The organism is Sphingomonas sp. R647, from assembly GCF_020177055.1.
In the GTDB taxonomy this organism is placed as follows: domain Bacteria; phylum Pseudomonadota; class Alphaproteobacteria; order Sphingomonadales; family Sphingomonadaceae; genus Sphingomonas.
In genome coordinates this window covers 32547-51910 of the sequence record NZ_JAIQXT010000011.1, presented here as the reverse complement: position 1 = coordinate 51910, position 19364 = coordinate 32547, and the positions used below count along the sequence as shown (strand labels likewise).

The window sequence follows — 19364 nt, the reverse complement described above, 5'->3', positions numbered from 1 at the left end:
CGGCCCGCTCCCCCACCCGGCCACCCATAGAATACACTGTCGTTGGGTGGCCGGGTGGGGGAGCGGGCCGGTGCCGCTTCAGCGAAGCTGAAAACGAGTCTCCCCCTAGCCCCGATCAATCCGCGCGGAGAAGCAGCCATGCGCGGCATTGTGCGCATGGATGTACGCGATGTCGGGCCGCGCAAAGAGTTCCCCGATCCGCGCTTCCGCATCTCCGGCCAGCGCCAATGTCGCGCCCCGCAGCATCCCGTCGCCGTCATAGCCGCGCAGCGCGATCGGACGGTTGGCGAAGACCGGTGGCAGCGCATCCTCGAACCGCGTCGCTGCCAGTGCCGACTCCCGGACATAGATCGCATAGGCGTTGCGATAGGGCGTCGCGACCGCGTGATCCTCATGATTGAGCAGCAGCAGCGTCTCACCCGGCTCGGCATCCTCCAGCGTGATGCGGCACGGATAACCCGGCTTGGCATCGGCGCGGACGCGAACCACGCCGCGCTCGGCAAGCACCGCATCGGACTGTCCGAAGAGCGGCAGAAACGGATCCGGGCTCAACCCGGTGACGATATAGCTCATTCTTCCACTCCCTCACGCGCCCGCAACACCCGTTTGCGTTCGATGCCGTAGGCATAGCCGCCCATGCTGCCGTCGCTGCGCTGGGCGCGATGGCATGGGATCACGACTGCGACGCTGTTCGCCCCGCATGCCGTCCCCGCCGCACGCACTGCGCCGGGCCGCCCCGCCGCGATGGCAAGCTGCGTGTAGCTCAGCGTCTCCCCCGGCGGGATCGCGCGCAGCGCCTGCCACACCGCTTCCTGAAACGCCGTGCCGCGCACATCGAGCGGCAGGTCGGTGTGCCGCCCCGGCTGTTCCACCTCGCCCACTACCCGCGCCGCCAGATCGGCCAAAGCTGCGCCGCCAGCGACGATCTCCGCGCGCGGGAAGCGCGCCGCCAACCCAAGCGAATCCTCGTCAAACGCCACCCGGCACAACCCCTTGTCGGTCGCCGCAATCAGCAGCGGCCCGAGGCTCGTCGGCGCGACCGTCCAGCGGATCGTCACCCCCGCCCCGCCATTGCGCCACGCACTCGGCGTCATCCCCAGCCGGTCGGCGGCGGTTTCGTAAAAGCGGCTGGGCGCGGAATAGCCCGCCTCGTAAATCGCATCGGTCACGCTGTCCTCCGTATCCAGCGCCGCCGCAGCCCGGCGGGCGCGAACACCACGGGCATAGGCAGCCGGGGTCACCCCGGTCGCGCGCTTGAACAGCCGCTGGAAATGATGCGGGGCATAGCCGACCTGCTCCGCCAGCGCCTCCAGCCCGATCGCCTCCTCGGCACCCTCGATCAGCGCCACCGCCTTCGCCACCGCCACCCGCTCGCGCCCGACCTCGTCGGGCTTGCAGCGCAGACAGGCGCGCAAGCCCGTCGCCCGCGCGCTCGCCGCATCGGGAAAGAAGCGGACATTCGCGCGCAACGGGTGCCGCGCCGGGCAGCTCGGCTTGCAGTAAATGCCGGTGGTCAGCACGCCTGCAATCACCCGCCCGTCATAGGCACGGTCGCGCCGCTGGAAGGCGTCCCAGGCTTCATCGTCACAGAGCATCGCGTCGGTCATGCCCCCCGATATAGCGCATCGCACACACATCGCTTCCCGCGCATTGCGTCCAAAGCGCGACGCCTTTAGGGGGACGCTTTCCCGCAGCTTTCAGGGCAGGCGAATGGCGGACGCACCACTGGTCGGCATCATCATGGGCAGCACTTCCGACTGGGAGACGATGCGCCACGCGGCCGAGACGCTCGACGCGCTCGGCGTGCCGCATGAGACCAAGGTCGTCTCCGCGCACCGCACCCCGCAGCGCCTCTATGATTACGCCACCGGCGCAGCGGGTCGCGGCCTCAAGGTCGTGATCGCCGGCGCGGGCGGCGCCGCGCATCTGCCCGGCATGGCGGCGTCGATGACCCACCTCCCCGTGCTCGGCGTGCCGGTCGAATCCAAGGCGCTGAAGGGCATGGATAGCCTGCTCTCGATCGTTCAGATGCCCGGCGGTATCCCCGTCGGCACGCTGGCAATTGGCAAGGCGGGCGCGATCAATGCCGGCCTGCTCGCCGCCGCGATCCTCGCCACCAGCGACGCGGACCTCGCCGAGCGGCTCAAGGCATGGCGCGCACGCCAGACCGAGAGCGTCGCAACGGACCCCGAATGACTGCAGTCCCGCCCGGCAGCACCCTCGGCATCCTTGGCAGCGGCCAGCTTGGCCGGATGATTGCGGTTGCCGCCGCGCAGCTCGGCTATCGCTGCCACATCTATGCGCCCGAAAGCGGCCCGGCGTGCGACGTCGCCGCCGCCTTTACCTGCGCCGCCTATGACGACGAAGCCGCACTCGCCGCCTTCGCGCGCGACTGCGCGGTCGTCACCTATGAGTTCGAGAATATCGACGCGCGTGCGGTCGCGACGATCTCCGCCCACGCCCCCGTCCGCCCCGGCCGCGCCTCGCTCGAAACGGCGGCGCATCGCTGGAACGAGAAGCGCCTCGCGGAGGAATGCGGCGGCCGTCCCGCGCCCTGGCATCCCGTCGCATCACGCGCCGATCTCGACGCCGCACTCGCCGCGATCGGCACCCCCGCGATCTTGAAGACCGCGACCGAAGGCTATGACGGCAAGGGCCAGATCCGCCTAGCGTCCCCCACCGAAGCCGATGCCGCATGGGCAGCGATTGGCGAGCGCGAATGCGTGCTCGAAGGGCTGGTCGCCTTCACCCATGAATTCTCGGTGCTGCTGGTCCGCGGCGTCGATGGCGTCAGCATCGCCTATCCGACCCCGCACAACGAACATGTCGGCGGCATCCTCGACCGCTCGACCGCGCCCGCCCCTGCCGCGATCCTCGACCAGGCCCCCGCCGCCATCGCGCTCGCGACCCAGCTTGCCGACCGGCTCGACCATGTCGGCCTGCTGACGTGCGAATTCTTCGCCACGCCCGACGGCCCGGTGTTCAACGAAATGGCTCCGCGCGTCCACAATAGCGGCCATTGGACGATCGAAGGCGCCGAAACCTCGCAGTTCGAAAATCACGTCCGCGCGGTACTGGGCCTCCCGCTCGGCCCGGTCACGCTGACCGGCGCGGCGGTCGAGATGCGCAACCTGATCAGCGACGACGTCGATGCCTGGCACGACCTGCTCGCCGAACCCGGCGCGCACCTCCACCTCTACGGCAAGCACGAGGCGCGCCCCGGCCGCAAGATGGGTCACGTCACCCGCGTGACCCGCTAGACGGTCGTTTCAGTAGTACAGCACCGGCCCGCTCCCCCGCCCGGCGACCCAACGACAGTGTATTTTATGGGTGGCCGGGTGGGGGAGCGGGCCGGTGCCGTTTCAGCGAAGCTTAAAACAAACTAACTCAAGTCACCTTCTTGTAGATCGTCACGCCCAGAATCAGGAACAGCGCAGCCACCGCCAGCGCGATGAAGAACAGGATCTTGGCGATATCCCAGGCAAACCCCGCGATCCCGCCAAAGCCCAGCAAGCCAAGAACGAGCGCGATGATCGCAAAGATAAAGGCGGCACGTAGCATCTGAAATCTCCCTTGTTTCAGAAAGAACGCGCCAACCTTCGATCGTTCCCCGACATCCACGAAAAAGCCCGCCACCCTCACGGGCAGCGGGCCATTTCATCTCACGACATCGCCCAGATCAGGCGCGCGTGCCCTCCATCGGGAAGCTGCCGAACGCGCCCGCAGTGACGGTGCCCGTCATCGTGTCGCCATCGACCGTAGCTTCACAGGTCAGCGTCATCGGCATCGGCACGGTGATGTCGAGCGCCCACATCAGCTTGTCGCCATCGACCTTGCCGTCCTTGATGTCGGTCGTCCCCATCGCGCCGGCATAGCTGCCGGTAAAGCTGTCGCCATCACTGGTGACGGTCAGAGTCGCCTTCTGGTCGCCCATCGGCGAGTGGGTTACGGTATCCCAGCTTCCATCGACATTCGCCATGCTCGTCTCTCCTATAATCCGTTGCGCCTCAGTTGCCGCCGGCGCCGGGGCCGACTGCTTCGGGCTTCACCACCTCGACAGGCAGGCCGAGGCTGTCAAGCTGTGCCCGAACCTTCGATGCATCGCCGACCACGACCCAAACCAGCTTGCTCGGGTCGAGAGCCGCGCGTGCCGCAGCGTCAACCTGCGGGATCGTCAGCGCGCGATATTTTTTCGCGATCTGCTCCTGATAGTCGTCCGGACGGCGCAGGAAGTCGTTCGACTGCATCGCGCCGAGCACCGCACCGGCGGTCTCATACTGCCCCGCCTGACGGCGAATCGCGCTAACTACCGAGCGGTCGAACTCCAGCTTGGTGATGCCCTTGTCGCTGAGATAGCCCTTCAGCTCCTTCTGGATTTCGGCAATCGCCGGACCGGTCTTGTCGGCCTGCACCGGCGCAGAGACGATGAACGGCACCGCATGCTCCAACCGGCTGAGGCCGCCGCGCGCGCCGTACGACCACGCCTTGTCCTCCCGCAAATTCATGTTGATGCGCGACAGGAAATCGCCGCCCAGCACCTCGGTCGCGGTGCCGAGTGCAATCGGATCGGCGAACGGATCGACCGGAGTCATCTGACCGGCAAGGATCAGCGACTGGGGTGAATCGGGCCGGTCGATCAGCAGGATCTTCGGCGCGGCCTGTTGCGGCTTGGCGGCGAAGTCCTTCGTCCCGGCGGCGCCTTCACCCTTCCAGTCGCCGAACTTCGCCTCGAATGCCGCCTTCACCTCGGTCAACGGACGGTCCGACACGACAAAGATCTTCGCCTTATCCGGACGGATCCACGCCTTGTAATAGTTGATCAGGTCGTCGCGCGTCAGCGTCTTCACCGCCGCCGCATCGCCGCCCAGCGCGGCGGTCTTCGCATAGGGCGAATCCTTGCCATAGATCAGCGCCGGCATCGCCATCTGCGCGAGGCCCGCCGGGTTCGCGCGGATCTGCGCGATCTGGGCGAGCGTCTGATTGCGCACGCGCTCGACCTCTGCCTGCGGGAAGCTCGGGTTACGCGCGATGTCCGCCATCAGGTCGAGCGAACCAGCCAGGTTCGGGCTCGGTGTAAACAGCGAAATGGTTGCGCGATCCGCGCTGCTGCCCACACCGATTCCCGCGCCCAGCCGCTCCTGCGCCTCGGCGATCTGGATCGAACTGCGGGTCTTGGTCCCCTCTTCCATCAGCGACAGGGTCATGCCCTCGGTGCCAAGCGCGCTCGCCACGTCGGACGTGACGCCCGCGTCGAAGGTGATGATCGCCTGCGTCACGGGCACCGCGTCACGCTGCGCATAGACCAGCTCGATGCCATTCGACAGATTGGTCCGCGTCACCGCCGGGAAGTCGATGTCCTTTACCTCGGCAACACCGGGCAGCGCGCCGCGGGTGCCCTTGACCACCTCGTCGGCGACCTTGGCCTTTTCCTTCGGCGCCCCTGCCGCTTCGGCATAGGCCGCGCGCGCACCGGGCTCGATCGTCAGCGAATAGACCGGGCGCGACAGCCACTTGGCGGTCACGTCGCGCGCCTGCCGCGGCGTCACCGCCGCCAGCGTCGCGAGCTGCTTCTTATAATAGCCCGGATCGTTCATGTAGAGCGCGCCCGACGCCAGCGTCACCGCCTTGCCGCCAAAGCCGCCGACCGACTCAAGGCCACGAATGCGCGACGACGCCGTGCGGGTCTTGTACCGCTCTAGCTCTTCGGCGGTCGGGCCGGTCTTGAGGTAATCGGCGATGATCGCGTCCAGCCGCTCACCGACCTTCGCCGCATCGACGCCCGGACGGACATCGGCGGAAATCAGCACCATGCCGGCCTGCGCCAGCGTCTGGTTGAACGCGCCGACGCCAACCGCCAGCTTCTCCTGCTTGACCAGGATATTATCGAGCCGCGAGCTGGCGAGACCGCCGAGCACGCCGATCGACGCGTCGAGCACCGTCGACTCCGCGTCGCGCATGCCCGGCACCGCCCACATGCGATAGATGCGGGTCACCGCTACGCGGTCCTTCATCACCTCTGCCTTGGCCTCGGCCAGCGTCGGGACGGTCACCATCGGCTCGGCCGTCTTGGGACCGGCCTTGATCGCGCCGAAATACTTCTCGACCAGCGGCTTGGCGGTCTTGGCGTCGATATCGCCGGCCAGCACGAGCACGGCATTGTTCGGGCCATAATATTGGCGGAACCAGTTCTTCACATCGTCCAGGCTGGCAGCATCAAGGTCGGCCATCGAACCAATGGTCGAGTGATGATAGGGATGCCCGACCGGGAACAGCCCTTCGCTGATCTTGTAGCGCAGCAGGCCGTAGGGCTGGGTATCGCCCTGACGCTTCTCATTCTGCACCACGCCGCGCTGCTCATCCAGCTTGCCCTGCGTCACCGCGCCGAGCAGATAGCCCATGCGGTCGCTTTCCAGGAACAGCGCGCGGTCCAGCGCCGCGCGCGGCACGGTCTGGAAATAATTGGTGCGGTCGGCATTGGTCGTGCCGTTGTAATCGGTCGCGCCGACTTCCTTCAGCGGCTCGAAAAACTCGCCCGGCGAGTTTTCCGACCCGTTGAACATCAGATGCTCGAACAGATGCGCAAAGCCGGTCTTGCCCTTTGGCTCATGCTTCGACCCGACATCGTACCACACGGCGACGCTAACGATCGGCGCCTTGCGATCGGTGTGAATAATGACGCGCAGGCCGTTGGCGAGCACGAACTGCTCATAGGGAATGTCCACGCGCTTCACGAGATCGGCGACAGGCACGGCGGCGACTGCGGGGGAAGGGGCCTGCTGGGCATAAGCGGGGGCACTGAGCACGACCGCGAGTGCGGTCAGGCTGACAAAGGCGGATTTCATGATGCGGAGCGTTCCCACAGTGGAAGGTATCGACCGCAACAACATACCGGCCTGCCGACGCCACGCAACCCTGCGTTGTTTTCCCAACTTGCCGCTGACCGATCTGCGCGGCAGCATCGCTCGTGCGCGAAATAGTATTGCGGCAGGGCTTGTGTTGCCAAAATGCAACACCATCTCCCGGACGACAGAGAACAGGGACGATCATGAATCTCGAAAAGTTCACCGACCGCGCCAAGGGCTTCCTCCAGTCCGCCCAGACCGTCGCCATCCGCATGAACCATCAGCGGATCAGCCCCGAGCATTTGCTTAAGGCGCTGCTCGAGGATGAGCAGGGCATGGCCGCCGGGCTGATCCAAACGGCGGGCGGAGATGCCAGGCGCGCGGTCGCCGAAACCGACGCCGCACTCGCCCGCGTGCCCGCCGTCACCGGCAGCGGCGCGCAACAGGCGCCCGGGCTCGACAATGACGCAGTGCGCGTGCTTGATCAGGCCGAACAGATTGCCGGCAAGGCGGGCGACAGCTTCGTCACGGTCGAACGCATGCTGCTCGCGCTGACCCTCGCCTCCACCACCAATGCCGGTCGCGCGCTCGCCGCCGCTGGCGTGAAGGCCGAAGCGCTCAACGCCGCGATCGTCCAGCTGCGCGGTGGCCGCACTGCCGACACCGCCGGGGCCGAAGACCGCTACGACGCGCTCAAGAAATTCGCCCGCGACCTGACTCAGGCAGCGAAGGACGGAAAGCTCGACCCCGTAATCGGCCGCGACGAGGAAATCCGCCGCACGATCCAGATCCTCGCCCGCCGCACCAAGAACAATCCCGTGCTGATCGGAGACCCCGGCGTCGGCAAGACCGCGATCGCCGAGGGCCTCGCGCTGCGCATCGCCAATGGCGACGTCCCCGACACGCTCAAGAACCGCAAGCTGATGGCGCTCGACATGGGCAGCCTGATCGCGGGTGCGAAATATCGCGGCGAGTTCGAGGAACGGCTCAAGGGCGTGCTCGACGAGGTCAAGGGTGCCGAGGGCGACATCGTGTTGTTCATCGACGAGATGCACACGCTGATCGGCGCGGGCAAATCCGAAGGCGCGATGGATGCGGGCAATCTGCTCAAGCCCGCCCTCGCGCGCGGCGAACTGCATTGCATCGGCGCGACCACGCTCGATGAATATCGCAAATATGTCGAAAAAGACCCGGCGCTCCAGCGGCGCTTCCAGCCCGTTTTCATTGGCGAGCCGACGGTCGAGGACACGATCTCGATCCTGCGCGGCCTCAAGGAAAAATACGAGCTGCATCATGGGGTTCGGATCACCGACGCGGCGATCGTCGCGGCGGCGACACTGTCCAACCGCTACATCTCCGACCGCTTCCTGCCCGACAAGGCGATCGACCTGATGGACGAGGCGGCGAGCCGCATCCGCATGGAGGTGGAGAGCAAGCCCGAGGAGATCGAAAACCTCGACCGCCGCATCGTCCAGCTCAAGATTGAGGAGATGGCGCTGGCGAAGGAGACCGACGCCGCATCGCACGATCGTCTGGGCAACCTTCGCCACGAACTCGCCAATCTCGAACAGCAATCCGCCGAACTGACCGGCCGCTGGCAGGCGGAAAAGGACAAGATCGCGGGCGAGGCGAAGATCAAGGAAGCGCTCGACGCCGCCCGGCTCGAACTCGAACAGGCCCAACGCGCCGGTGATCTCGCCAAGATGGCCGAGCTCAACTACGGCACGATCCCCGCGCTGACCAAGCAGCTGGAGGCGGCGCAGGCCACCACCGGCGTCGCCATGCTGCGCGAGGAAGTGACCGCCGACGACATCGCCGGCGTCGTCAGCCGCTGGACCGGCATCCCCGTCGACCGGATGCTGGAGGGCGAGCGCGAGAAGCTGCTCGCGATGGAAGAACAGCTCGGCAAGCGCGTGATCGGACAGGCGGCGGCGGTCAAGGCCGTCTCCACCGCCGTGCGCCGCAGCCGCGCGGGGCTTCAGGATCCGAACCGCCCGCTCGGCAGCTTCCTGTTCCTCGGCCCAACCGGCGTCGGCAAGACCGAGCTGACCAAGGCGCTCGCCGAATTCCTGTTCGACGATTCAAGCGCGATGGTGCGCATCGACATGAGCGAGTTCATGGAGAAGCACAGCGTCGCCCGGCTGATCGGCGCACCTCCCGGCTATGTCGGTTATGAGGAAGGCGGCGTGCTGACCGAAGCCGTCCGCCGCCGCCCCTATCAGGTCATCCTGTTCGACGAGGTCGAAAAGGCGCATGGCGACGTCTTCAACATCCTGCTCCAGGTGCTCGACGATGGTCGCCTCACCGACGGACAGGGCCGCACGGTCGACTTCACCAATACGATCATCGTGCTGACCTCGAACCTCGGCAGCCAGTTCCTCACCCAGCTTGAGGACGGGCAGGACGTGTCCGCCGTCGAGCCGCAGGTGATGGAAATGGTCCGCGGCCATTTCCGCCCCGAATTCCTCAACCGGCTCGACGAGATCGTGCTGTTCCACCGACTCGGCCGCAGCGAGATGGCGCCGATCGTCGACATTCAGGTCGCCCGCCTCGGCAAGCTGCTCAAGGATCGCAAGATCACGCTCGACCTGACGCCGGAGGCCCGCGACTGGCTAGGTCGGGTGGGCTATGACCCGATCTATGGCGCACGACCGCTCAAGCGCGCGGTGCAGCGCTACCTCCAAGACCCGCTCGCCGACGCGATTCTGCGCGGCGAGGTCAAGGACGGTGCTACCGTCAAGGTGAGCGAGGGCGATGGCGGCCTGGTGCTGACCCCGGCATGAGCGACCCCGGCTTCACCCTCGCGCCATCGATCGATGTCGCAGCGCTGGCCGAGCGCTTCGCGCGCACCGGGCGGGTGCAGATTGCACCGTTTCTCGATGAGGCGGATGCGACTGCACTCGCCGCGCATCTGACCGCCCGCAGCGACTGGCGACAGGTGATGAACGCGGGCGAGAAGGTCTATGAGTCCGTCCCCGCCGTCCTCGCGACGCTCACCGATGCGCAGCGCGCGCGGTTGGAGGAGGTGATGAACGCGGCGGCGCGCGATGGCTTCCAATATCGCTATCAATCGATCCGGGTGCCTGACGATGTCGCCGCACGCGCCGCGCTCGACGATCCCCTGACGGCGTTCGCGCGCTTCATGTCGAGCGCGCCGCTGCTCGACACACTGGCACGGATTACCGGCGCTGCAGACATCAATTTCGCGGATGCGCAGGCGACGATCTATGACAAGGGCGATTTCCTGACCGGGCATGACGATGGCGTCGCAGGCAAGAATCGCCGGGCGGCCTATGTCTTCGGCCTGAGCCCCAAATGGCGTGCCGAGTGGGGCGGGCTCCTCCTGTTCCATGGCGGCAGCGGTGGGATCGCGGAAGGCTATGTCCCGGTGTTCAACACGCTCAGCCTGTTCGCCGTGCCGCAGCCGCATAGTGTCAGCCAAGTCACGCCATGGGCGGGTGGTCCGCGGTTATCCGTAACCGGCTGGCTGCGCGCACTCCCTTGATTCGACACGCCCGATGACGGAAAACGCGCCATGCGCCTCAAGCAGCCCTTCCTGAAGCTCCACAAGTCCTTCGACCCGGATCGGCTCGCCGCGGAAGTGCGCGCGCTGTCGGCCGCCGCCTGGCTTCCCCATCCCGGCAATTACCCTGGCAACGACGCCGTCCTGCTGGTCACACCGGGTGGCCAGATGACCAATGGCTTCACGGGTCAGATGGCCGCGACCGATCATCTGCGCGCTTGCGCCTATATCATGGAGGTAATGGGCGAGATCGGGGCAGTGTGGGGCCGCAGCAGGTTGATGGGTCTTGGTGCCGGGGCCAGCGTACCGCCCCATGTCGACGTGAACTATCACTGGCGCACGCATATGCGCATCCACATCCCGGTGATCACCAACCCGCGCGTGCTGTTCACCTGTGGCGACGAGAGCGTTCATATGGAAGCGGGCAGTTGCTGGCTGTTCGACTCCTTCCGCATGCACAATGTGCATAATGGCGGCAGCGAGAAGCGGGTGCATCTCGTCCTCGACACCGTGGATGGCGAAGAGATGTGGGACCTGATCGATGAGGCGCAGAATGGCGCGCCGTCGCCTGCACCGCGAACGTCACGCCCCCTGCGGTTCGAAAAGGTCGACATGAACAAGATCATGTCGCCATGGGAAGTTCGCTGTCACATCGCCTTCCTCGCCGAATATGCGGTACCCGATCCGCGGCTCGACGGCGCGCTCAACCGGCTCGAACGCTTCGCCGCCGCCTGGACATCGGCATGGTGCGAATATGAATCGGACCCCGCGGGTCTTCCGGACTATCGCCGCCTGATCGCGGGTCTGCGTCAGGATTTGATGGCCAGCGGCGGCGGCGGCCTGCCGTTGCGCAATCAGGTGCCCCTGATTCGCGCGCTGACCGAACTCATCTTTGACGTCGCGGCGCCCAACCCCGCGCCAGTCGCGACAGTGGCGCTGGCCTCCTGATCCAATGATCCTATCGCACCGCCACCGCTTCGTGTTCACGGCGATTCCCAAGACCGGAACGCACTCGATCCGTCAGGCGCTGCGCGAGCATCTGGCCGAGAATGACGAGGAACAGGTGCGCCTGTTCGTTGAGAAACGCATGGTCGCGCCCGAGCTTGCCCGGCTGGGCCATGGCCATATCAGCCTGGCCGAACTGCGCCCCGCGCTTGGCGAGGAGCGGTTCACCGACTATTTCAAATTCGCATTCGTACGCAATCCGTTCGAGCGCTTCGTCTCCTATTGCGCGTTCGCAACCAGCCAACAGGGGACGTTCCAGCACGATCCCCAAGGCGTCATGCGCCACTTCCTGTTCACCGCCCCGCCCCATCATCATGTCGTGTTCCGCCCGCAGCACAGCTTTGTGACGGCGCCGGACGGAACGCTGCTCGCCGATCAGCTTGGACGGGTTGAGGATATGCAGGGCAGCTACGACGCGATCTGCGCGCGCATCGGCATCCCGTCGGTACCGCTGGGTCGCGCGAACAGTTCGCAGCACCGGGAGTATCGCAGCTATTACGACCAGACGCTGATCGACGGCGTCGCGCGGCTGTATGCCCGCGACATCGAATTGTTCGGTTACGAGTTTTAGGGGCGCCGCGATGTATCCCAACCCCCGCAAGACCCAATCCATCCGCCGCCTGGGGCCAGTCGATGTGTCCGCGCTGCGCACTGCCGTCGCATCCATATCAGAGGTGATGTGGGACGCAGAAAATGCGGGAAAGCCGAACCGGTTCGAAGCGCTCGATTCGACCCGCCACATCGTGTTTCGCTTTGTCGACGGGATGGACGACTGGCGTCGCAGCCATGACCGGCCGTTATGGTCGGAATGGCGTCCGCTGATCGATCCCGTGCTGACCGCCGCGACCGCGCCTTATGGCTATGCGCGCGGCGCCTTCCCGCGCGTCATGCTCGCCCGAATGCGCCCGGGTGGCGTGATCCGCCCGCATCGCGATGCCAATCCCGCCGCGAGATGGCCGCACAAGATCCACGTCCCGCTTGAAACCAACGACGGCGTCACCTTCTTCACCGGCGACACCGGACATCACCTCCCGGTCGGCGAGGCGGCAGAGGTTGACAATATGGGGGTGCATTCGGTGACGAACGCCGGCGCCACCGATCGCGTCCACCTGATTTTTGAATATTATGACATCGACCAGCCAGACCCGGACTGGATCAACAGAGGCGCCTCACCGCTACCCTGATCGCCCGCAATGGCGATCAGCTGCCCTTCTCTATGCTGATGACCGGCTTATTGAAGGACTCCTCGGCCGTGCGGCGCGCCGCTTCGGCGATGGCGTCCCACTCCGCGCGGGTTCGACATGTCGTTTTTGAAAAGCGCGTGCCGGTCTGCTTGTGCATCTTGCAGACGCGCTGCTGAGCGTCCGGCTTGGACGGATCGTCAGACAGGCCGACGGTGAACAAGGCAATTGTCGCGAAGATCATCGGCCGGCTCCATCAACGTCTGAAATTACAGTCAGGTTAGTCAGTCCACCAGCAAGTTCAACCGGCAGCGTCCGGCTCCAGCACCGCGGTGCTGCCATAACCGAATTCGGCCACCCACGGCTCCAGGATCGGCAGAATCTGCGCTAGTTGTGGCCTGTAGCGCTCCCATCGACCCGTTGCGCGCGTGTAAATCGGTTCGGTCACCTGCCCATAGCTCGGCGTGCGAATGAACCCGCGCGCCTGCGCCGTGCGCTGATGGTCCAGCACCGCCGGATCCCAGTCCAGTCCCAGAAAGTCGAAAACCGGGCGGACCACGCCCTCGACATCCGCGATCATCGCTTCGTAGCGGACTTCGTGCACATCGAGCGGGAATATCCCCCTGCACTGGCGCCAATAGGCCATCACCCGGTCGTACAGCAGGCTCCCACTCGTCAGATCGAGGAAACTCGCCATCGCCTGGGTCAGCTTGAAGTTCTGCATGAAGCAGCTCAGCACCACGTCGCACGGATGCCGCATCGCAAAGATGATCTTCGCATCCGGGAACAGCCGATGGATCAGCGGCGCGCGCAGCATCGACAGCGGGTTCTTGTCGACGATCAGCTTGCCGCCCGCATCCGGTGCGACGCGCGCCAGTTCTTCGAAATAGCGTCCGCGTAGCCGCGCGACGTCGTCTTCCCCAATCTCCCCGATGCGGTGGAACGCCCCCAGTTCATCGGCGACCTGCGACAGGATCGGCACTTCTTCCAGAACATGCACCGATTTGTGCCCGAGCAGGATCGTGTCGAGCAGCGTCGTGCCGGAGCGCGGGAAGCCGACCATGAACGCGGGCGATGCCGGTTCACGCGGCAGGGTGATGGCGGGCCAGCGCTCGAACCATTCCGGCGTGGTTTGCGCCGCAAGCTGTTCGACCTCGACCTGATAGGCGCGACGATCGACACCCTGCCCGAGCGGGGACTGCGCCATCGCCCAGTGCATCTCTTCGAACGCGGCGAACGCGAGGCCCGTCTCGCCCAGCTGATCGGCGACCTGCCCGACGAAATGGGATCGCACCGCCGGATTGATGGAGGCCGAGCGTGCGTCGCGGGCGAGCGGCAGCGCCGCCTCGAGATCGCCCTTGCGCCGAAGCACCATCGCCTTGAGATAATCGAGATCGGCGCTCTGCGCGCCGCGGGACTCCGCCTGGCGCAGCAGCGCCTCAAGCTCCGAAATGCGATTGCCCTGTTCGAGCAGGATGCCCAGATTCAGCGATGCTGCACCGAAATCGGGCTTGGCGTTCAGCGCGAAGCGATAGGATTGCTCGGCGCGCGCACGATCCTCCAGATCCATGAACGCCAGTCCCATGGCAACAAAGATTTCGGGATTGGTCGCGTCCATCCGAGCCGCGTCGGCATAGGCGACCAGCGCCTCGCGCGACCGGTCGAGCCGGGTCAGCGCGTGGCCGAACTCCAGCAGGACGGCGGGATTGCGCGGATCGAGTCGCACCGCCTCCTGGAACAGCGCTGAGCTTTCCTCATAGCGGGACATGGACGCGAGGACGCGGCCGATATTGGTGTGAATGATCGCGGAGTCCGGTCGCAGAATCCGTGCTTGGTTCAAGGCGGCCAGCGCAGTCTCGAGCTCGCCGAGCTCGTGCCGGACATTGCCAAGATTGTTCCAGCTGTCCGCATCTTGCGGGTTGGCGTCGACGATCTGCTGATACGCCATTGCGGCTTCCCACAGACGCCCCAGCGCTTTGAGAATGTCGGCGTGAAGGCGGCGCATCGCGTCGGATTGACCGGGCGCCCCGGCCAGCGCTTCGGCCTCAGCCAGCTCGCCCGCATCGAACAGCGCGCGTGCCAGATTGAACCGTGAGCCGGGATTGTCGCCCCCCGCCTTGATCGCCCTGCGCAGCAGCGGCACGCCCATTTTGGGTTCGCCAAGCTGACAATTGGCAATGCCGACGATTTGCAACGCCGCTGCGTTGTTGGGCGCGACCTTGAGCACCTGTTCGCCCAGTTGCCGTGCTCCTTTTGGGTCGCCGCGACCGAAAAGAGCCGCTGCCTGTTGCAGAGTTTGCTGGATGTTCATGCTGTTATCCGAACCCGCGCATCGCGATCACGCCGGCGGCTGCGCGCGTGCTGTGTGTCAAACCGATTGCGCGCACTCTGCCCCAAAAAAGAAGGGCGAGGCAATCGCCTCGCCCTTCAAAAGGTGTCGGTTCGGTCGGATCAGAACTTGAGCCGTGCCGAAACATAGGCGCGACGCCCGATCACGTCGTAGGTCGACGGATCGGTACCCGACTGCACGTTGGGTGCGTAGGTCGGCGGCTTGCGGTCGAAGGCGTTGTTGAGGCCCAGACGCAGGGTCATGTTCTCGACCTGGCCCTGCACCGCGAAGTCGAAGTACCAGACCGAACCCGGGCCGGTGAACGTCTCGCCAATGAACTGACGCGACGCACGGTTTTCCATCGCATCGATGTACCGCACGCGGCTCTGCAGCGAGAGGCCCTTGTTCAGGTTGAAGCCGACATTCATCGTCCCCTTCCACTCGGGGAAGCTGGTGCCGAGGCCAGCGCCGAAGTAGGAAGCGGTACCCGCATAGTCGGTCTGCAGACCGCCAAGGCCGGTAACCTTGAAGTCGAACAGATAGTTGACGAGCAGGTTGAAGTTGATCGACGATTCCGGCCCGACAAACTCGGTCGGCAGGTTGTAGCCAAGCTGGAAGTCGATGCCCGAGGTCTTGACCGACCCTTGGTTGACTGCCTGGAAATACCCGTTCGAGTCACCACCCAGCGAAGCCGGGAGGTAGATTGCCGAGATGTTGTTGTTCGACCGGGAAACGGCCGCGCAATACGGGCTGGTCGTGGTCAGGTTCGGGTTGATGTCGTTATAGCCATAGCACGACGCGATGATCTCGTTGACGTCCGGCGAGAAGATCGTGTCGTTGACCTTGATGTTGTAATAATCGATCGAGCCGGTGAAGCCGAGCGCGTTGAACACAAACCCAGCGGTGAACGCATCCGACTTTTCAGGCTTCAGGTTCGGGTTACCCGTCACCGTGATGAATGCCTGCGCGCCCGGGGTCGCGACGAACGAACCCAGCGTCGCAGCCGACACGCCGGTCGACTGACAGATGGTCGCAGCCGCCGTGCCACCCGTCGCACGGAAGTTCGAGTTGTTCGAGCACGGATCGAAGATCTGCGGGAAGCTGCCGCCGCCCGAGAACAGTTCACCAAAGTTCGGCGCGCGCACCGAGTGCTGGTAGCTTGCACGGAAGCGAAGCTCGCGCACCGGCGACCAGGTCAGCGTGCCACCATAGGACCAGTCGTTCGACGGCGCACCGTCGATGCCGTTCTGGATGTCATTGAAGTCGCTCTTCGAATGACGTGCCGACAGGGTCAGCTCCAGATTTTCGGCCCAGGCGGTGTCCTTGAGGATCGGAATCGACGCTTCGCCGAAGAAGTCGAGGAAGCTGTTGGTGCCAAGGTCAGGCGTGCTGGTGTTGAACCCGGCGATCGGGCCGAACAGCGCGCCGGGATCGAACTCGTAGCGGAAATCGCGCTTTTCGGCGCCGAACACGACCGACAGCGGGCCGGCAGGCAGCTCGGCGAGCTGGCCGGTGATGTACGCCTGAGCAACCTTCTGGGTGAAGGTCGTCTTGGTCACACCGACTTCATCGACGAAATCGACGCACGCCTGCGAGAAAGGCTGGATACCGAACGGGTTGAACCCGCCGGCGCAGAGGCTGACACCGCCATCCGGTGCTTCGAGCAGCTGCTGCACACGCTGGACGTTGACGTTACCCGTGGCGCTCTGGTCGATGACCGTCTTGCCCCACGAATAATAGGCCTCGTAACGCCAGTTGGGCGCGAACTCGCCGCGCAGACCAGCCATGCCCTGGATGACCTCGTTCTCGAGCTGCTGCTCGCGCAGGCCGGTGCCGAGGAAGCGATAACCGATGCGAACGCCTTCGGCCGCGCCCGAGCCTGCCAGGTTCGGATCGTTGCCCGTCCGCGAGTTGACCAGCGCAACCAGATCCGGCGACGCCTGAAGGAACGGGTTGCTCACCGGCACGACGAAACCGGTGATCCGGGCTGCCTGGCCGATATTCGTCCCGCTGTCCTGCACGAGATTCACCAACGGCGAGCGGGCATTCAGCCCCGACGCAGTGCTGGCGGTGTTGACGATGCCAGTGCTGACCGGAGTCGGCGCCAGCGCCGTCGCCGACTTATAGTTCGTGTACGCGCCCTGGACGAAGAACTCGAACGCATCGTTGACCTTGTAATTGCCGCGGGTGAACGCCGAATAGCGCTCGAGCGGCAGCACGAGGATGTTCACGATGTCGAAGTTGTACGAGTAGAAGTCAGGAAAATAGTTCAGGTTCGGGTTCGCCGGCGAGGTCAGGCTGTAGCGGAAGTTCACAACGTCGACGGGCGAGTTGAACGTGCCGACACCGAACAGCGTGCCGTCCGAGTTGAACGCCAGCTGGTTGGCGCGCGGCAGCTGCGCGGTCGGGACGCCATAGGCCGTGAAGATCGAATCGACGACGGCCTGGCTGTACGGGTTACCTGTGCTGTTCAACAGCGAACCGGTCGGGAACGAACCCGTGGTCGAGGTCGCCTGCGCAGCGAACGGGCGCTGCGCCTTGATCAGGCCCTGACGCTCGGCATATTCAACCGACAGCGCGAAGTTGCCGCGATTGTCGGCGAAATTGCCGCCGATCGTGCCGCTGATCTGATACTCGCGCGCGTCGGTCTGAGGAATCGAGTTCGAATAGTTGGCGCGCAGATCGACGCCCTCGAAATCGTCCTTCAGGATGATGTTGACGACACCGGCGATCGCGTCGGCACCATAGGCCGCGCCAGCACCGCCGGTCAGAACGTCGATGCGCTCGATCAGGCCCTGCGGAATCGTGTTAAGATCGACCGTCTGGTTCGATGCCGACACCATCGGGCGGCGACCATCGACCAGCACCAGGTTGCGGTTGGCACCCAGGCCGCGAAGATCGATGTTCGACTGACCGCCGTTGCCGGGGTTGTTCGACGTGGTCGTGCCGGCCGGATTGACCTGCGGCAGCGTGTTCAGGAACGTGTCGAGCGTGACGTCGGCGTTCTGAGTGGTCTCAAGGCCGGTTACGCTGGTGACCGGGCTGTTTGCCTCAAGGTTCGGGCGCACGATGCGCGAACCGGTGATGACGATTGCCTCACCCTCGGCCGGAGCCTCTTCAGTCTGGGCGAAGGCCGGACTTGCGACAATGCCGCCGATCAGCAGAGTCGAGGTAAGCAGGCGCCTACGAAAATTTGAAACCATATGAAGCTCCCCGTTTTTTTTGGGGCGTCGCGGCGGAAGCCCCAGATTTCTCGCGCGACAAAAGCCGCGCAGATTGGGTAGCGATACGCCTGCAACGATCCGCCGCACAAGCGACCCGGCACGCGGATTGTCGCAAAGTCACCACGCCGTGACAAAAACGTCACATAGTGGGTGTAGGTCGCGCGCCCTTTAGTCTGCCGTGACCGGCATCGACCCCGCGATCAGCAGTGGATCGATCCGCGCATTGCCCCATTTCATGCCCCAATGGAGATGTGGCCCGGTCGAGCGGCCGGTGGTGCCGATCGCGCCGATCGTCTGCCCACGGCGCACCACGTCCCCGACCTTCACATCGATCCGCGACAGATGCAGAAAGGCGCTGTTGAGCGTCATGCCATGGTCGAGCATCAGCAGTTTCCCCTCAAGCGTGAAGTCTTGCTGCGCGGCGAGGATCACGACGCCATCTGCAGGGGCGATGATCGGCGTACCGGAGGGGCGCGCGACGTCGATCCCGGAATGATAGGAGCCGGGTTCGCCCTTGTAGATGCGCTGCGACCCGAACAGGCCCGAGATGCGCCCGGTCACCGGCCACATGAACTCCTGCCGCCAGCCCTGAACGGAGTTCGACTTGGCCCGCGCCGCGTTGATCTGCGCCAGTTCGGCAGGGCGGCGGCGCTGGAACTCGGCACTTGGCTGGGCAAAGCGCGGAAGCGTGTTCAACCGTTCGATCCGCCAGGCGCGCGGCTGGATCGTCAGCGTCTGACGCAGGCTGCTGCCATCGACGCGGGTGGCGACCAGTTCTGCGCGCGCAGCCGCGTCGCGATCGAACGCGATCAGGAACCGGCCATCGGGAGCGACCGGCACGTCGCGTCCGTCCAGCGTCACCCGGCTGGTCAGCGCAGGCGCCGTGCCGAGCACGGTACCGCCCTGAATCATCGGCCCATCGAAGCGAAAGGCATTGCGTGCCTGCGCCGATTGCGGCGCGGCAACCGCGCGCGCGATCGGATCAGGCGCGATGCTGCATGTACCCAAGAGTACAAGCGTCGTGCCGGCGATGATCGTCCCCCCGATGGTCCTCACGTCGTGGTCATCGCCTTCGTCGCGATCTCGGCCGAGGCATAAGCCTCCTGATCCGCGACGCTCCAATAGCGCAGCGCGTCGAGCGCGATCTTCTCCCCGCTCACCGCGCACACGACATGATCACCCGAAGACAGGACGCGAAAGCCGTTCGCCATATAATGAAGCCGCGCCGGACGGGCGGAATTGGACGACATCAGCATGGCA

At 65.2% G+C, this 19364-nt stretch carries 17 protein-coding genes; 7 read left to right on the top strand and 10 right to left on the bottom strand.

The window, feature by feature from the left end:
* Nucleotides 1-105: 105 nt before the first annotated feature.
* Together K9B35_RS20050 and ada are read right to left on the bottom strand one after the other, a co-directional pair.
* Nucleotides 106-573 (bottom strand): DUF1203 domain-containing protein, encoded by a 468-nt coding sequence (locus K9B35_RS20050; RefSeq protein ID WP_224923779.1) that lies wholly within the window; start codon nucleotides 571-573, stop codon nucleotides 106-108.
* A complete protein-coding gene (gene ada, locus K9B35_RS20045; RefSeq protein ID WP_224923778.1) occupies nucleotides 570-1607 on the bottom strand; it encodes a bifunctional DNA-binding transcriptional regulator/O6-methylguanine-DNA methyltransferase Ada in 1038 nt (345 codons plus the stop codon). The genes K9B35_RS20050 and ada overlap by 4 nt, the downstream gene beginning before the upstream one ends.
* Nucleotides 1608-1710: 103 nt before the next feature.
* Here ada and purE point away from each other — a divergent pair, with 103 nt between their 5' ends.
* Together purE and K9B35_RS20035 are read left to right on the top strand one after the other, a co-directional pair.
* On the top strand, nucleotides 1711-2196 hold the full coding sequence (gene purE, locus K9B35_RS20040; RefSeq protein WP_224923777.1) for a 5-(carboxyamino)imidazole ribonucleotide mutase: 486 nt from the start codon (nucleotides 1711-1713) through the stop codon (nucleotides 2194-2196).
* Nucleotides 2193-3260 (top strand): 5-(carboxyamino)imidazole ribonucleotide synthase, encoded by a 1068-nt coding sequence (locus tag K9B35_RS20035; RefSeq protein WP_224923776.1) that lies wholly within the window; start codon nucleotides 2193-2195, stop codon nucleotides 3258-3260. Before purE ends, K9B35_RS20035 begins: the two co-directional genes overlap by 4 nt.
* Nucleotides 3261-3387: 127 nt before the next feature.
* On the opposite strand, the gene K9B35_RS20030 is transcribed toward K9B35_RS20035, so the two are convergent.
* From K9B35_RS20030 to K9B35_RS20020, 3 genes are all read right to left on the bottom strand, one after another.
* Nucleotides 3388-3561 carry a DUF1328 domain-containing protein gene (locus K9B35_RS20030; RefSeq protein ID WP_082737790.1) on the bottom strand — a complete coding sequence of 58 codons (174 nt, stop codon included), beginning with the start codon at nucleotides 3559-3561 and terminating at the stop codon, nucleotides 3388-3390.
* 118 nt (nucleotides 3562-3679) lie between these two features.
* A complete protein-coding gene (locus K9B35_RS20025) occupies nucleotides 3680-3979 on the bottom strand; it encodes a hypothetical protein (protein ID WP_224923775.1) in 300 nt (99 codons plus the stop codon).
* 28 nt (nucleotides 3980-4007) lie between these two features.
* Nucleotides 4008-6842, bottom strand: a complete 2835-nt coding sequence (locus K9B35_RS20020) for a M16 family metallopeptidase (RefSeq protein ID WP_224923774.1) — start codon at nucleotides 6840-6842, stop codon at nucleotides 4008-4010.
* 203 nt (nucleotides 6843-7045) lie between these two features.
* Here K9B35_RS20020 and clpB point away from each other — a divergent pair, with 203 nt between their 5' ends.
* From clpB to K9B35_RS19995, 5 genes are read left to right on the top strand one after another with little or no spacing between them, the layout of a single operon-like run.
* Nucleotides 7046-9625 (top strand): ATP-dependent chaperone ClpB, encoded by a 2580-nt coding sequence (gene clpB / locus K9B35_RS20015; RefSeq protein WP_224923773.1) that lies wholly within the window; start codon nucleotides 7046-7048, stop codon nucleotides 9623-9625.
* The gene (locus K9B35_RS20010) at nucleotides 9622-10347 is read left to right on the top strand and encodes a 2OG-Fe(II) oxygenase (protein WP_224923772.1); all 726 of its coding nucleotides are present in this window, start codon (nucleotides 9622-9624) and stop codon (nucleotides 10345-10347) included. Before clpB ends, K9B35_RS20010 begins: the two co-directional genes overlap by 4 nt.
* A 30-nt stretch (nucleotides 10348-10377) precedes the next feature.
* Nucleotides 10378-11313 carry an aspartyl/asparaginyl beta-hydroxylase domain-containing protein gene (locus K9B35_RS20005; RefSeq protein ID WP_224923771.1) on the top strand — a complete coding sequence of 312 codons (936 nt, stop codon included), beginning with the start codon at nucleotides 10378-10380 and terminating at the stop codon, nucleotides 11311-11313.
* 4 nt (nucleotides 11314-11317) lie between these two features.
* Entirely contained in the window at nucleotides 11318-11941 is a 624-nt protein-coding gene (locus K9B35_RS20000) for a sulfotransferase family 2 domain-containing protein (protein ID WP_224923770.1), read from the top strand.
* 10 nt (nucleotides 11942-11951) lie between these two features.
* Entirely contained in the window at nucleotides 11952-12554 is a 603-nt protein-coding gene (locus K9B35_RS19995) for an aspartyl/asparaginyl beta-hydroxylase domain-containing protein (protein ID WP_224923769.1), read from the top strand.
* Between the two features lie 16 nt (nucleotides 12555-12570).
* Here the strand turns inward: K9B35_RS19995 and K9B35_RS19990 are convergent, their stop codons facing one another.
* The 5 genes from K9B35_RS19990 to K9B35_RS19970 form a co-directional block, all read right to left on the bottom strand.
* Complete coding sequence (locus K9B35_RS19990) at nucleotides 12571-12795, bottom strand: hypothetical protein (RefSeq protein ID WP_224923768.1); 225 nt, start codon at nucleotides 12793-12795, stop codon at nucleotides 12571-12573.
* Nucleotides 12796-12852: 57 nt separating this feature from the next.
* Nucleotides 12853-14862: a tetratricopeptide repeat-containing sulfotransferase family protein gene (locus tag K9B35_RS19985; protein WP_224923767.1), complete on the bottom strand. Its 2010-nt coding sequence runs from the start codon at nucleotides 14860-14862 to the stop codon at nucleotides 12853-12855.
* 140 nt (nucleotides 14863-15002) lie between these two features.
* Nucleotides 15003-18083: a TonB-dependent receptor domain-containing protein gene (locus K9B35_RS19980; protein ID WP_224923766.1), complete on the bottom strand. Its 3081-nt coding sequence runs from the start codon at nucleotides 18081-18083 to the stop codon at nucleotides 15003-15005.
* Between the two features lie 189 nt (nucleotides 18084-18272).
* Nucleotides 18273-19160, bottom strand: coding sequence for a M23 family metallopeptidase (locus K9B35_RS19975; protein ID WP_412103494.1), 888 nt, complete (start codon nucleotides 19158-19160; stop codon nucleotides 18273-18275).
* A complete protein-coding gene (locus tag K9B35_RS19970) occupies nucleotides 19157-19360 on the bottom strand; it encodes a DUF2093 domain-containing protein (RefSeq protein WP_412103495.1) in 204 nt (67 codons plus the stop codon). The genes K9B35_RS19975 and K9B35_RS19970 overlap by 4 nt, the downstream gene beginning before the upstream one ends.
* Nucleotides 19361-19364 lie beyond the last annotated feature (4 nt).

Coding starts and splice junctions, on each gene's coding strand:
- K9B35_RS20050 (WP_224923779.1), bottom strand. CDS start 573: ATGAGCTATATCGTCACCGGGTTGAGCCCGGATCCGTTTCTGCCGCTC.
- ada (WP_224923778.1), bottom strand. CDS start 1,607: ATGACCGACGCGATGCTCTGTGACGATGAAGCCTGGGACGCCTTCCAG.
- purE (WP_224923777.1), top strand. CDS start 1,711: ATGGCGGACGCACCACTGGTCGGCATCATCATGGGCAGCACTTCCGAC.
- K9B35_RS20035 (WP_224923776.1), top strand. CDS start 2,193: ATGACTGCAGTCCCGCCCGGCAGCACCCTCGGCATCCTTGGCAGCGGC.
- K9B35_RS20030 (WP_082737790.1), bottom strand. CDS start 3,561: ATGCTACGTGCCGCCTTTATCTTTGCGATCATCGCGCTCGTTCTTGGC.
- K9B35_RS20025 (WP_224923775.1), bottom strand. CDS start 3,979: ATGGCGAATGTCGATGGAAGCTGGGATACCGTAACCCACTCGCCGATG.
- K9B35_RS20020 (WP_224923774.1), bottom strand. CDS start 6,842: ATGAAATCCGCCTTTGTCAGCCTGACCGCACTCGCGGTCGTGCTCAGT.
- clpB (WP_224923773.1), top strand. CDS start 7,046: ATGAATCTCGAAAAGTTCACCGACCGCGCCAAGGGCTTCCTCCAGTCC.
- K9B35_RS20010 (WP_224923772.1), top strand. CDS start 9,622: ATGAGCGACCCCGGCTTCACCCTCGCGCCATCGATCGATGTCGCAGCG.
- K9B35_RS20005 (WP_224923771.1), top strand. CDS start 10,378: ATGCGCCTCAAGCAGCCCTTCCTGAAGCTCCACAAGTCCTTCGACCCG.
- K9B35_RS20000 (WP_224923770.1), top strand. CDS start 11,318: ATGATCCTATCGCACCGCCACCGCTTCGTGTTCACGGCGATTCCCAAG.
- K9B35_RS19995 (WP_224923769.1), top strand. CDS start 11,952: ATGTATCCCAACCCCCGCAAGACCCAATCCATCCGCCGCCTGGGGCCA.
- K9B35_RS19990 (WP_224923768.1), bottom strand. CDS start 12,795: ATGATCTTCGCGACAATTGCCTTGTTCACCGTCGGCCTGTCTGACGAT.
- K9B35_RS19985 (WP_224923767.1), bottom strand. CDS start 14,862: ATGAACATCCAGCAAACTCTGCAACAGGCAGCGGCTCTTTTCGGTCGC.
- K9B35_RS19980 (WP_224923766.1), bottom strand. CDS start 18,083: ATGGTTTCAAATTTTCGTAGGCGCCTGCTTACCTCGACTCTGCTGATC.
- K9B35_RS19970 (WP_412103495.1), bottom strand. CDS start 19,360: ATGCTGATGTCGTCCAATTCCGCCCGTCCGGCGCGGCTTCATTATATG.